Genomic DNA, 13,679 nt, shown 5'->3' with positions numbered 1-13,679 from the left:
ACTGTGAAGCAGCCCTTGAAGAAGCTGATGATCATGGCTGCCGGCACCGGCGGCCATATCTTCCCTGGCGTGGCGATCGCCCAGACCATGCGCGAGCGTGGCTGGGATGTGAGCTGGCTCGGCACCGCGCACGGCATGGAGCGCGAGTTCGTTCCAAAACACGGCATCCCGATGGACACCATCGATTTCGCCGGCCTGCGCGGCAAGGGCATCGGGCACACCGTCAGCGGCGTGTTCAAGATGGCGGCCTCGTTTGCCGCCTGCCTGCGTTACCTGGGCCAGCGCAAACCCGACGTCGTGCTTGGCATGGGCGGCTATGTCACCGTGCCGGGCGGGATGATGGCGCGCGCGCGCGGCATTCCGCTGGCCCTCGTCAATGCCGACGCCGCGCTGCTGCTGTCGAACAAGACGCTCGCGCCCCTGGCCGCGCGCGTGCTGTTCGGCTTCCCGGCCGACTTCGGCGGCGCCGCCGGCAAGGCGGTCGTCACCGGCAACCCGGTGCGCCAGGCGATCCTCGACCTGCCGGCGCCCACCCAGCGTTTCGCCGCGCGCAGCGGCCCCTTGCGCGTGCTGGTCGTGGGCGGCAGCCTGGGCGCGAAGGTGCTCAACGACAGCGTGCCGGCCGGTCTCGCCCTGATCGACGCCAATGTGCGCCCGGTCGTGACCCACCAGTCGGGCAAGAAAAATATCGACGCATTGCGCGCGGCCTATGCCGCCGCCGGCGTGGAAGCGAACGTGGTCGACTTCATCGATGACATGGCGTCCGCCTATGCCGCCGCGGATTTGGTAATCTGCCGCGCCGGCGCGATTACCGTGTCGGAGCTGACGGCGGCCGGCGTGGCCAGCGTACTGGTGCCGTTTGTCGCCAGCACCACCAGCCACCAGCGCGACAACGCGGTCTGGATGGATAAACAGGGAGCGGCGCTCCACCTGCCGCAGGGGGAACTCTCCGCGCAGCGAGTGGCGCAACTGCTGCAATCGACCTCCCGCGCGAGCTGCCTGGCCATGGCGCAGGCGGCGCAAACCGTAGGCAAACGTGACGCAAACGAGGCGATTGCCAACGTGCTCGAACAACTGGCGAAGAATAAACAATAACAATGAAACACAAGATCAAGCATATCCATTTCGTAGGCATCGGCGGCAGCGGCATGAGCGGCATCGCCGAAGTCCTGCTCAACCTCGGCTACAAGGTATCGGGCTCGGACCTGGGCAGCAACGCGGCCAGCAACCGCCTGAAGGACCTGGGCGCGCGCGTCTACCTGGGCCACGCGGCCGAGCACATCCTGGGCGCGGACGCCGTCGTCACCTCGACCGCCGTCAATGAAGCCAACCCGGAAGTGATGGCCGCCCGCGCCGCCCAGATTCCGGTCGTGCCGCGCGCGATCATGCTCGGCGAACTGATGCGACTGAAGCGCGGCATCGCCATTGCCGGCACCCACGGCAAGACCACCACCACCAGCCTGGTCGCCTCCGTCCTGGCCCAGGGCGGGCTGGACCCTACTTTTGTCATCGGCGGCAAACTGACCAGCGCCGGCGCCAACGCCAAGCTGGGCACCGGCGACTACATCGTGGCCGAAGCCGACGAGTCGGACGCTTCCTTCCTCAACCTGTCGCCGATGATCGAAGTGATCACCAACATCGACGCCGACCACATGGAGACCTACGAGCACGACTTCGAGAAACTGAAGGCCGCGTTCGTGAACTTCACCCATCGCCTGCCGTTCTACGGCCGCGTGATGATGTGCATCGACGACCGCCATGTGCGCTCGATCCTGCCGCAGGTGACGAAACCCGTCACCACCTACGGTTTCGCGATGGACGCCCAGGTGCGCGCATTCGACGCCTACGCGGACGGCGTGCACATGCACTTCACGGTGCGCCAGGACGGCTATCCGGACACGAAATTCGTGCTGAACCAGCCCGGCATGCACAATGTGCTCAACGCCTGCTCGGCCATTGCGATCGCACGCGAGATCGGCATCGACGATGCAGCCACCGCCCAGGGCCTGCTGGAATTTCGCGGCGTCGGCCGCCGTTTCACCCGCTACGGCGAAGTGGCCCTGGCAAGCGGCGGCAGCTTCACGCTGGTCGACGACTTCGGCCATCATCCGGTCGAGACCGAGGTGACGCTGGCGGCGGCGCGCGCCGCCTACCCGGGCCGGCGCCTGGTGCTGGCCTTCCAGCCGCACCGCTATAGCCGTACGCGCGACCTGTTCGAGGACTTCGTCAAGGTGCTGGCCGAGCCGGACGTGCTGCTGCTGGCGGATGTGTACCCGGCAGGCGAGGCGCCGATCATCGGCGCCGACGGCCGCGCGCTGGCACGCTCGCTGCGCGCCGCCGGCAAGGTCGAACCGATTTTCGTGGAAACGATCGCCGAGATGCCTAATGCGATCCGCCAGGTGGTCAGGAACGGCGACGTCGTCCTCACCATGGGCGCGGGCTCGATCAGCGGTATTCCACAACAATTAACTGCGCAACTGACTACTCAAAAGGTTTCATCGTGAGCGACACCATTACCAATTTCGGCAAGGTCGGCGTCCTGTTCGGCGGCCGCTCCGCCGAGCGCGACGTTTCGATCATGTCCGGCACCGGCGTGCTGCAGGCCCTGAGGAGCCGCGGCATCGACGCCCATGGCTTCGACCCGGCCGAGCGCAGCATCGCGGAGCTGGCCGCCGAAGAATTCGACTGCGTCTTCATCGCGCTGCACGGCCGCTACGGCGAAGACGGCAGCCTGCAGGGCGCCCTCGAGCAGCTCGGCATTCCGTACACCGGCAGCGGCGTGATGGCGTCCTCGGTCGGCATGGACAAGATCACGACCAAGATCATCTGGCTCTCGAAAGGCATCCCGACCCCGCGCTACGCGACCGTCGCGCCGGGCGACGACCTCGAGGCCATCGTCGCTGACCTCGGCCTGCCGCTGATCGTCAAGCCGCCGCTGGAAGGCTCGACCATCGGGATCACGAAGGTGGAACAGGCCGAAGAGTTCGAAGCCGCCGTGGCGCTGGCCGCGGGTTTCGACGAGACCGTGCTGGCCGAGGAATTCGTCACCGGCCGCGAGTTCACCGTCGCCGTGCTCGGCTCGGGCAAGCATGCGCGCGCGCTGCCGATCGTCGAGATCGTCGCCCCGGAAGGCAACTACGACTACCAGAACAAGTATTTTACGGACGACACCCAGTACCACTGCCCGGCGAAGCTGGACGACGCACTGACTGCCGAAATCCAGAAGCACGCGGTCGACGCCTACCGCGCGCTCGGCTGCGAGGGCTGGGGCCGGGTCGACGTGCTGGTGCGCGAGAGCGACATGCGCCCGTTCCTGCTGGAAGTGAACACCTCGCCGGGCATGACCAGCCACTCGCTGGTGCCGATGGCGGCGCGCGCGGTGGGCATCAGCTATGAAGACCTGTGCATCGAGATCCTGCGCTCGGCGCGCTGCAAGATGGTAAAGGCGCAATAAGCATATGTGGCATGACGTACGCACCCTCAACGCCACCGCCAGCGCACTGCTGGCGGCGACGCTGCTCGCCGCGATCGCGTCGGGGGTGTGGTGGTTGTCGCAGCGGCCGATGTTCACCCTGCGCGAAGTGCGTGTCGAGAGCCTGTATGGCATGCAGCTGAAACACGTGAACGAGCTGACGGTACGGAACAGCGTCCTTGGCAAGCTGCGCGGGAATTTCTTCACGACCGACCTCGACCAGGTGCGCACGACCTTCGAGGCCGTGCCCTGGGTACGCCGTGCAACCGTGCGCCGCGAATGGCCGGACCGGCTGATCGTGGAAGTCGAAGAACACGAGCCGCTCGGCACCTGGGGCGAAGGCCGCCTGCTGTCGGTGAAGGGCGATGTCTTCACCGCCAACCTGGCCGAGGCCGACGACGACCACGAGCTGCCTGCCTTCGTGGGCCCGGCCGGCAGCGAAAGGGAAGTGCTGGCGCGCTTTGCCGAACTGCGCGCCTGGTTCGCGCCGGTGAAGCTGGTGCCGCAGCAGCTGTCGCTGTCGTCGCGCTATGCCTGGACCGTGAAGCTGGACAACGGCATGAGCGTGGAGCTGGGACGCGAGCCGAACAAGAATACGATCAAGGCGCGCGTGCAGCGCCTGGTCGCGGTCTACCCGCAGCTGGTCGCCCGGCTGCAGGAAGGCCGCATCGATACGATCGACATGCGCTACCCGAACGGGCTGGCGCTGTCTTCCGCGGCCTTGACGGTGCCGGCGGATGCCACCAAGCCTGTGAAGGCCGCGGCAAAAAAGAAAACTCCTACTAACAAGACTACAAAGAACATCTAAGCAGGCGAGCAATGACAAAAGACGCGAAAAACCTGATCGTCGGCCTCGACATCGGCACCTCGAAGGTGGTGGCGGTCGTGGCCGAAGTGATGTCCGACGGACGCCACGAGGTGATCGGCCTCGGTCAGCACGAGTCGAAAGGATTGAAGAAGGGCGTCGTGGTCAACATCGAGGCCACCGTCGAATCGATCCAGCGCGCGCTCGAGGAGGCCGAGCTGATGGCCGACTGCAAGATCCGCAACGTGTATGCCGGTATCGCCGGCAGCCATATCCGCTCGTTCAATTCGAGCGGCATGGTGGCGATCAAGGACAAGGAAGTCACCAGCACCGACGTCGCCCGCGTGATCGAGACGGCGAAAGCGGTCAACATCCCGACCGACCAGCAGCTGCTGCACACGGTGCCCCAGGAATTCATCGTCGACAGCCAGGAAGACGTGCGCGAGCCGATCGGCATGAGCGGCATCCGCCTCGAGGTCAAGGTGCACATCGTCACCGGCGCCGTGTCGGCCGTGCAGAACATCGTCAAGTGCGTGCGCCGCTGCGGCCTGGAAGTGTCGGACCTGATCCTGCAGCCGATGGCCTCGGCCGACGCCGTGCTGACCAACGACGAGAAGGAACTCGGCGTGGTCCTGATCGACATCGGCGGCGGTACGACCGACATCGCAGTGTTCAGTGACGGCGCGATCCGCCACACGGCCGTGATCCCGATCGCCGGCGACCAGATCACCAGCGACATCGCGATGGCGCTGCGCACGCCGACCGGCGAAGCCGAGGAAATCAAGCTACGCTACGGCGTGGCCAAGCAGGTACTGGCCGATCCGGGCGAGACGCTGGAAGTGCCGGGCCTGGGCGACCGCGGCCCGCGCGCGCTCTCGCGCCAGGCACTGGCCGCCGTCATCGAGCCGCGCGTCGAGGAACTGTTCGCCATGGTGCACCAGGTGGTGCGCGAATCCGGTTACGAAGGCGTGCTCTCGTCGGGCATCGTCCTCACCGGCGGCACCTCGATGATGCCGGGCATGATCGAAATGGCGGAAGACATGTTCTTGAAACCGACGAGATTGGGAACGCCGGATTATCGCGGCCAGCTGGCCGACGTCGTGCGCAGCCCCCGCTACGCGACGGTGCTCGGCCTGTTGCTGGAAGCGAAAAAGCAGTATTTGCGGGGCCACATCGTCACCAGGCAGGATGGCTCGGTAAAGGCGGTGTGGCAGCGTATGAAGGAATGGTTTTTAGGGAATTTCTAAGCAGCAATTGAACGTAGCTCAGGCGTAGGTAACTGAGCGTATTTGATTCGGTACAAAACACATATTTTTACAATACTAAGCAGTATCCATGCCCCAGGCCTGATAGGCTTATGAGGTTTGGTGCCTGGATACGGCACACTGAAAATTAGGAGTCACATCATGGAGTTCGATATGGTCGATAACGCAGCACTGGGAACGGTGATCAAGGTCGTCGGCGTGGGTGGTGCAGGCGGCAACGCGGTGCAGCACATGATCAACAAGGGTGTTTCCGGCGTCGAGTTCATCGCCGCGAACACCGACGCCCAGGCGCTGGCCGTGTCGAGTGCGAACAACATCATCCAGATCGGCGAGTCGGGCCTGGGCGCCGGCATGCGTCCTGAAGTCGGCCGCCAGCTGGCCGAGCAGACCCGCTCGCGCATCGAAGACTCGCTGCGCGGCGCGCACATGGTCTTCATTGCTGCCGGCATGGGCGGCGGCACCGGCACCGGCGCCGCACCGATCGTGGCCGAAGTGGCCAAGATGATGGGCGCGCTGACGGTGGCCGTGGTCTCGAAGCCGTTCTCGTACGAAGGCCAGAAGTGCATGGACATCGCCGAAGCAGGCCTGGAAGAGCTGTCGAAGCACGTCGATTCGCTGATCATCATCCTGAACGAAAAGCTGGAAGACATCTACGAAGATGAATCGATGCTCGACTGGATGAAGCACGCCGACGACGTCCTGAACAACGCCGTTGCCGGTATCGCCGAGATCATCAACGTACCGGGCCACATCAACGTCGACTTCAACGACGTGAAGACCATCATGAGCGAGCAGGGCAAGGCCATGATGGGCACCGCGACCGCGTCGGGCGTGGACCGCGCGCGCATCGCCGCCGAGCAGGCCGTCGCTTCGCCGCTGCTCGACGGTATCGACCTGTCGGGCGCCAAGGGCGTGCTGGTGAATGTCACCGCCAGCCGTGGCCTGAAGGGTAAGGAAATCAAGGAAGTCATGGCCGCCGTGCGCGCCTTCGCCGCACCGGACGCGTCGATCGCACAGGGCATCGCCTACGACGACGCCATGGGCGACGAGATCCGCGTGACCGTGGTCGCGACGGGCCTGGGCAAAACCAAGAAGATGCAGCTGGTGCAGCCGCAGCAGGTGCTGCGCACCGGTACCTACAACGCGCCGATGATGGGTGGCGCGACCACGCTGACGGCCGGCGTGACCCAGGGCCACGCCAGCGGCGGCAACGACGGCATGAAGCAGCCGGCCGTGTGGCGCCGCGAGCAGGCATCCGAGCAGGTGCGTGCAATGCAGAACAACGGCGTCGAGACCTACGACATCCCGGCGTTCCTGCGCAAGCAGGCTGACTAAGCTCAAGAGCTTGAAACAAGAACCGGGATCGGCGCTTCGGCGCCGGTCCCGGTTTTTTTATGGGCGGACCCGGCGGGGCCGCGCCGTGCAGACCCTCGCCACATCAGGCATACTTGCACGCTTACCAAAATAACACCTGAGGAGTACTGCATGACCATCAAGATTGGCGACCGCCTGCCGGAAGGCACCCTGGCCGAATTCATCGACACCGAAACCGAAGGCTGCGCGCTGGGTCCAAATACGTTCGAGGTGACGAAGCTTGCCGAGGGCAAGAAGATCGCGATCTTCGGCCTGCCTGGCGCCTTTACGCCAACCTGCTCGGCCAAGCACGTGCCGGGTTATGTGCAGCATGCGGACGCTTTGCGCGCCAAGGGCGTCGACGAAATCTGGTGCATCTCGGTGAACGACGCCTTCGTCATGGGCGCCTGGGGCCGCGAGCAGAAGTCGACCGGCATCGTGCGCATGATGGCCGACGGTAACGCGTCCTTCACCCAGGCCCTCGGCCTGGACGCCGACTTCTCGAAGCACGGCATGGGCACGCGCTCGCAGCGCTATTCAATGCTTGTCGACGATGGCGTCGTCAAGCAACTCAATGTGGAGCAGGGCGGCTTCGAGGTATCGAACGCTGAAACCATGCTCGCGCAACTGGGCTAAGACGCTGGCCCCTTGCATACCAACGGCGCTGCGGCGCCGTTTTTCTTCTGTACCCATGCACATCCAGATCGAAACCCCCGACCAGCCCGACGTCGCCGCCCTGTTCGCGCAGTTGCAGGACCTGCATGCCAGGCTCTATCCGGCCGCCGCGGGCACAGCGCTGCCGCTCGCGTCGATGCTGCAACCCGAGGTGCGCTTCCTCGTCGCGCGCGATGACAGCCGCCGCGCGGTCGGCTGCGTCGCCCTGGTGCTGCGTGGCGAGCATGGGGAGCTCAGGCGCATGGTCGTGGACGAGGCGGCGCGCAGGCAGGGCGTCGGCAGCGCGCTGCTCGAGGCGCTGGTGCTGCAGGCGCGGGCCGCCGGCGTGCGCCTGTTGAAGCTGACGACAGGCGTGCACCAGCACGCGGCGCTCGCCCTGTACGAGCGCTTCGGCTTTATCCGCTGCGCGCCCTATGGCGGCAACGGCGCCGACCCGCTGGAAGTGTGCATGGAGATGCCGCTTTGAGTAAATCAGTGAGCAACCCAGTGGGTAAGCCGGTGCGCAAACTGAGCGGCAACCTGCGCAGCATCTACGCGATGATGATCGCCGTCTTCATGTTTTCGCTGATGGACACGGCGATGAAGCTGCTCGCCGCGCACTATCCGGCGATGCAGGTCGCGGCCCTGCGCTCGCTGTCATCCTTGCCGCTGGTGTGCGCCTATGTCGCATGGCGCGGCGGTTTTTCCACCATGCTGCGGGTACGCTGGTCGCTGCAGCTGCTGCGCGCCGTGGTCGGCATCGCGATGCTGGCACTGTTTGCGTACGGGCTGAAAAATCTGTCGCTGGCCGAAGCCTATTCGATCTTCTTCATCGCGCCGGCCCTGATCACGGCCCTCTCCGTGTTCGTGCTGAAGGAAAAAGTGAACCTGGCGCGCTGGATTGCCATCGCTGTCGGTCTGGCCGGGGTGCTGGTCGTGCTGCGCCCGGAAGGGGGCGGCTTCCTGACCCTGGGCGGATTGGCGATCCTCGGTTCGGCCGTGTGCTACGCGATCTCGGCGATCGGCGCGCGGGTGCTGGCGCGCAGCGACAGCAGCGCGCAGATCATGTTCTGGCTGATGCTGATGATGGCGTTTGGGGCCACCGTGCTGGCGCTGCCCGCCTGGGTGGCGGTCGACGCCGTCCACATCCCGCTCCTGCTGGGGCTGGCGGTGAGCGGCTTCTTTGGCCAGCTCGCCATCACCGAGGCGTTCAGCCATGGCGAGGCGTCGGTCGTGGCGCCGTTCGAGTATTCGGCGCTGGCCTGGGGCGTGGCGATCGACTGGCTGCTGTGGCAAACCCTGCCCGACGAGTACACCCTGATCGGCGCAGCCATCATCATCGGCAGCGGCATTTATTTGATCCGCCACGAAAAGGTTCACGTCGAAGCCGAGCATCCCTGAGTTGCTGAGCTGCAAAAGCCGAGCCCGGCACCGATTTTGCGGCGCATATATAATCGTTTCATGCTCAAACAACGAACCATCAAAGAACTGGTGCGCACGACCGGCGTCGGACTGCACTCGGGCCGCAAGGTCGAACTGACGCTGCGCCCGGCCGCCGTCGATACCGGCATCGTGTTCCGCCGCGTCGACCTCGACCCGGTCGTCGAATTCCCATCGAGCGCCGAAGTGGTGGGCGACACGCGCATGGCTTCGGTCCTGATCAGGAACGACGCGCGCGTGTCCACCGTCGAGCACCTGATGTCGGCCTGCGCGGGCCTGGGCATCGACAACCTGTATATCGAAGTCACGGCCGAGGAAATCCCGATCATGGACGGCTCGGCTTCGTCCTTCGTGTTCCTCTTGCAACAGGCCGGGGTACAGGACCAGGCGGCGCCGAAGAAATTTATCCGCGTGCTGAAGGAAGTGGAAGTGCGCCACGGCACCGGCAATAGCGAAAAGTGGGCGCGCCTGAAACCCCACGACGGCTTCAAGCTCGATTTCTTCATTGAATTCAACCACCCGGCGGTGGACGGCACGATGCAGAATGCGTCGGTCGATTTCGCTCACGTATCGTATGTGCACGACGTGGCGCGTGCGCGCACCTTCGGCTTCATGCAAGACGTGGAAAGCCTGCGCGGCATGGGCCTGGCGCGCGGCGGTTCGCTGGAAAACGCGATCGTGATGGACGAGTACCGCATCCTGAACGCGGACGGCCTGCGCTACGACGACGAGTTCGTGCGCCACAAGATCCTCGATGCAATCGGCGATCTGTACCTGGTGGGGCATCCGCTGCTGGCGGCCTACGAGGCGCACAAGTCGGGGCATGCGCTCAACAACGAGCTGCTGCGCGCCTTGCTGGCGCGGCCGGATGCGTACGAGATCGTGTCGTTCGATGGGGTGGAGGGCGCGCCGGCGTCGTACCTGAAGCAGATGCGCCAGGAGTGGGCGCAGACCTGAGGGGCGTTATCCCGCCCGCCGTTTCGCCGCCAGCCGCTTGATCGCCGCCACCAGCGCCGCATTCTGCGGGGTGTCCGGCAAGCTCTCGCCCAGTTCCTCGAAGGCGTCGACGGCGGTCGGCGGCAGCTCCAGATTGCGCATTTCGACCCGTTCCGGCATCGCCCGCGTCACCTGCACCTTCAGCCGCATCGAGGTCACCTGCCAGCCGCGCGCCTGCAGGGTGCCCTGCAGTTTCGGCAGGCTCTGCTTCAGCCTGGCCGCGACCGCCGAACTGGGCACCGCCAGCACCAGCACGCCGTCCTGGAACGACAGCACGTCGCAATTGCCCCCGACCGAGGGCAGCGCCAGGCCGACGTCGCGCTGCAGGTCGGCCATGCGCATCGCGGTCGGCAACAGGCTTGCCATGCGCTCGTTCGAGCGCAGGAAGCTGGTCGCTTCGAACGAAGTAGGGCGGTTGCGGGTGCCGTAGATGTGCATCGGAGTCGAAAACAGAAGGGGGAGCTGGAAGGGCACAACATACCACAAGCGCCCGCAGGGTGCGCCAATGCGGCACCTATCCTGTGGTTTCAATGCAATTTGATAACATTCTTTCGTGCACTACACTTGTTATCGGGCGTGTAAGCCCCAAGTGTGGCCGCATCGCATGATAAAATCACTCGCTTTTTGCCACCGTCGGTCTTGGTTAGGTATCGTTTGATATCATTCCTGGCTCTTTTTGCGGCGTCTTTTTAAGAAACCTAGCATGTCATTACTGACCCAGATTTTCGGTAGCCGCAACCAGCGGCTGCTCAAGCAATATCAAAAAACCGTGCGTCAGATCAGCGCGCTCGAGCCGCAGATGGAGGCATTGTCCGACGCCGAGCTCCAGGCAAAAACTCCCGAATTCAAGGAGCGCGTCGCCAAGGGCGAAACGCTCGACGACATCCTGCCGGAAGCGTTTGCCGTCTGCCGCGAAGCTGCCAAGCGCGTCCTCAAGATGCGCCACTTCGACGTCCAGATGATCGGCGGCATGGTCCTGCACCAGGGCAAGATCGCCGAGATGGGCACGGGCGAGGGCAAGACCCTGATGGCAACCCTGCCGGTCTACCTGAATGCGCTGTCCGGCAAGGGCGTGCACGTCATTACCGTCAACGATTACCTGGCGCAGCGTGACGCCGACTCGATGGGCAAGCTGTACGGCTGGCTGGGCCTGACGACGGGCGTGAACCTGTCGCAGATGGACCACGACACCAAGCAGACCGCCTACGGCTCGGACATCACCTACGGTACCAACAACGAGTTCGGCTTCGACTACCTGCGTGACAACATGGTCTACGAAGCGCGCGAGCGCGTGCAGCGCGGCCTGAACTTCGCCGTGGTCGACGAGGTCGACTCGATCCTGATCGACGAAGCGCGGACACCGTTAATTATTTCTGGCCAGGCCGAGAACCATACCGACCTGTACCATCGCCTGAACGAACTGCCGCCGCTGCTGGTCCAGCAGATTGGCGAAGAAACCCCGGACGGCAAGGGAGTCATCGAAGTCCCGGGCGACTACATCAAGGACGAAAAAGCGCACACCGTGCTGCTGACCGAAGCCGGCCACGAGAACGCCGAGGCCATCCTCACCAAGATGGGCCTGTTGCCGGAAGGCGCCTCGCTGTACGACGCCGCCAACATCACGCTGATCCACCACCTGTACGCGGCGCTGCGCGCCCACGTGCTGTACCACAAGGACCAGCATTACGTGGTGCAGAACGGCGAAGTCGTCATCGTTGACGAATTCACCGGCCGCCTGATGACGGGCCGCCGCTGGTCCGATGGCCTGCACCAGGCCGTGGAAGCGAAGGAAGGCGTACGCATCCAGAACGAGAACCAGACCCTGGCCTCGATCACCTTCCAGAACTACTTCCGCATGTACACCAAGCTGTCCGGCATGACCGGTACCGCCGATACGGAAGCCTACGAATTCCAGGAAATCTACGGCCTCGAAACCGTCGTGATCCCGCCGAACCGCCCATCCCAGCGCAAGGATCGCCAGGACCAGGTGTACAAGTCGGCGCAGGAAAAGTACAACGCGATGCTGATCGACATCCAGGATTGCTACGAGCGCGGCCAGCCCGTGCTGGTGGGCACGACCTCGATCGAGAATTCGGAACTGCTGTCGGGCATCCTGACCAAGGCCGGCCTGCCGCACAACGTCCTCAACGCCAAGCAGCACGCCCGTGAAGCGGAAATCATCGCCCAGGCAGGCCGCCCGAAGATGATCACCATCGCCACCAACATGGCCGGCCGCGGTACCGACATCGTCCTCGGCGGCAATGTCGAAAAGCAGATCCAGATCATCGAAGCGAACGATACGCTGTCCGAAGCGGAAAAAGCGGCCCAGTCGCAGCAACTGCGCGACGAATGGCAGTCGCTGCACGACCACGTCGTGAACGCCGGCGGCCTGCACATCGTCGGCACCGAGCGCCACGAGTCGCGCCGGGTCGACAACCAGCTGCGCGGCCGTTCGGGCCGCCAGGGCGATCCGGGTTCCTCGCGCTTCTACCTGTGCCTTGATGACTCGCTGCTGCGGATCTTCGCAGGCGACCGCGTGCGCGCCATCATGGAACGCCTGAAGATGCCGGAAGGCGAACCGATCGAGGCGGGCATCGTTAGCCGTTCGATCGAGACCGCCCAGCGCAAGGTCGAAGCGCGCAACTTCGACGTTCGCAAGCAGCTGCTCGAATACGACGACGTCGCCAACGACCAGCGCAAGGTGATCTACGGCCAGCGTAACGAACTGCTGGAAGCGGTCGACATCTCGGAACTGATCGCCTCGCTGCGCACCGGTGTCTACACCGACGTGGTGCGCACCCACGTGCCGGCCGAATCGATCGAAGAGCAGTGGGACATAAAGTCGCTGCAGTCGACCCTGGCCAGCGAATGGGCGATCCACCTGCCGCTCGAGCAGATGCTGGTCGACGAGCCGAACCTGAACGACGACGACATCCTGGAAAAGGTGCTGGCCGCGGCCGACGCCTCGTACAATGCCAAGATCGACATCGTCGGCAAGGATTCCTTCGGTGGCTTCGAGCGCAACGTCATGCTGCAAAGCGTCGACACCCACTGGCGCGAACACCTGGCCGCGCTGGACCACCTGCGTCAGGGCATCCACCTGCGCGGCTACGCCCAGAAGAACCCGAAGCAGGAATACAAGCGCGAAGCCTTCGAACTGTTCGGCAGCATGCTGGACCAGATCAAGAACGAAGTCATCCGCACCGTGATGACGGTGCGCATCCAGTCGCGTGAGGAAGTCGAGGCGGCGGAAGCGGCCATGGCGGCGCAGCACGCGCAGCTGGAAAACATCAACTACCAGCACTCCGACTTCAACCCGTCGGCCGCGCCCGAGGAACTGCTGGCGCCAGTGGCTACCCCGTCGACCACTCCGGTGGCAGCGGAAGACCACAGCACCTACCTCGGCGTGAAGGTCGGCCGCAACGACCCATGCCCTTGCGGCAGCGGCAAGAAGTTCAAGCAGTGCCACGGCAAGCTGGCGTAAGCCACTTGCGGTAAATGAAAAGGCGTCCTGCGGGACGCCTTTTTTATTGGCTGCATTCTGGCTCAGCCATTCGTGTCGATAAGGATGCACAGACCCGTAGGGGTCATTGAGGCCAATGGCCTCAATGACGGGTTCACCGGTGCGGCTCTACCTGCGGCCTTGGCGAACCCTAACGTCACCGCCGCCTACCCTCCGTCCCTTTGGCGAAGG

The 13,679-nt window shown here is 64.4% G+C and carries 12 protein-coding genes; 11 read left to right on the top strand and 1 reads right to left on the bottom strand.

The window, feature by feature from the left end; genetic code table 11:
- Positions 1-15: 15 nt before the first annotated feature.
- From murG to lpxC, 10 genes are all read left to right on the top strand, one after another.
- Positions 16-1,095 (top strand): undecaprenyldiphospho-muramoylpentapeptide beta-N-acetylglucosaminyltransferase, encoded by a 1,080-nt coding sequence (murG, locus tag ACFPN5_RS01430; RefSeq protein ID WP_379779796.1) that lies wholly within the window; start codon positions 16-18, stop codon positions 1,093-1,095.
- A 2-nt stretch (positions 1,096-1,097) separates the two neighbouring features.
- Positions 1,098-2,504: a UDP-N-acetylmuramate--L-alanine ligase gene (gene murC / locus ACFPN5_RS01425; protein ID WP_379779345.1), complete on the top strand. Its 1,407-nt coding sequence runs from the start codon at positions 1,098-1,100 to the stop codon at positions 2,502-2,504.
- On the top strand, positions 2,501-3,454 hold the full coding sequence (locus tag ACFPN5_RS01420) for a D-alanine--D-alanine ligase (protein ID WP_379779343.1): 954 nt from the start codon (positions 2,501-2,503) through the stop codon (positions 3,452-3,454). The genes murC and ACFPN5_RS01420 overlap by 4 nt, the downstream gene beginning before the upstream one ends.
- A gap of 4 nt (positions 3,455-3,458) precedes the next feature.
- The gene (locus ACFPN5_RS01415; RefSeq protein ID WP_379779341.1) at positions 3,459-4,280 is read left to right on the top strand and encodes a cell division protein FtsQ/DivIB; all 822 of its coding nucleotides are present in this window, start codon (positions 3,459-3,461) and stop codon (positions 4,278-4,280) included.
- Positions 4,281-4,291: 11 nt separating this feature from the next.
- Entirely contained in the window at positions 4,292-5,524 is a 1,233-nt protein-coding gene (gene ftsA / locus ACFPN5_RS01410; RefSeq protein WP_379779339.1) for a cell division protein FtsA, read from the top strand.
- Between the two features lie 159 nt (positions 5,525-5,683).
- Entirely contained in the window at positions 5,684-6,877 is a 1,194-nt protein-coding gene (ftsZ, locus tag ACFPN5_RS01405) for a cell division protein FtsZ (protein WP_379779337.1), read from the top strand.
- 150 nt (positions 6,878-7,027) lie between these two features.
- Complete coding sequence (locus ACFPN5_RS01400) at positions 7,028-7,531, top strand: peroxiredoxin (protein ID WP_379779335.1); 504 nt, start codon at positions 7,028-7,030, stop codon at positions 7,529-7,531.
- Positions 7,532-7,586: 55 nt separating this feature from the next.
- Positions 7,587-8,036, top strand: coding sequence for a GNAT family N-acetyltransferase (locus ACFPN5_RS01395; protein ID WP_379779333.1), 450 nt, complete (start codon positions 7,587-7,589; stop codon positions 8,034-8,036).
- A gap of 71 nt (positions 8,037-8,107) precedes the next feature.
- Positions 8,108-8,950 (top strand): DMT family transporter, encoded by an 843-nt coding sequence (locus ACFPN5_RS01390; protein ID WP_379779794.1) that lies wholly within the window; start codon positions 8,108-8,110, stop codon positions 8,948-8,950.
- A 60-nt stretch (positions 8,951-9,010) separates the two neighbouring features.
- On the top strand, positions 9,011-9,946 hold the full coding sequence (gene lpxC / locus ACFPN5_RS01385; RefSeq protein ID WP_379779331.1) for a UDP-3-O-acyl-N-acetylglucosamine deacetylase: 936 nt from the start codon (positions 9,011-9,013) through the stop codon (positions 9,944-9,946).
- Between the two features lie 6 nt (positions 9,947-9,952).
- Here lpxC and ACFPN5_RS01380 read toward each other — a convergent pair whose 3' ends face one another.
- On the bottom strand, positions 9,953-10,423 hold the full coding sequence (locus ACFPN5_RS01380; RefSeq protein ID WP_379779329.1) for a DciA family protein: 471 nt from the start codon (positions 10,421-10,423) through the stop codon (positions 9,953-9,955).
- 265 nt (positions 10,424-10,688) lie between these two features.
- Between ACFPN5_RS01380 and secA the strand changes: the two genes are divergently transcribed.
- The gene (gene secA / locus ACFPN5_RS01375) at positions 10,689-13,469 is read left to right on the top strand and encodes a preprotein translocase subunit SecA (protein ID WP_379779327.1); all 2,781 of its coding nucleotides are present in this window, start codon (positions 10,689-10,691) and stop codon (positions 13,467-13,469) included.
- The last annotated feature ends 210 nt before the right edge of the window (positions 13,470-13,679 follow it).

Source organism: Massilia niabensis, assembly GCF_042655085.1.
In the GTDB taxonomy this organism is placed as follows: Bacteria; Pseudomonadota; Gammaproteobacteria; order Burkholderiales; family Burkholderiaceae_D; genus Telluria; species Telluria niabensis.
The sequence above is the reverse complement of the archived record's forward strand: the minus strand, read 5'-3'. Positions and strand labels throughout refer to the sequence as shown.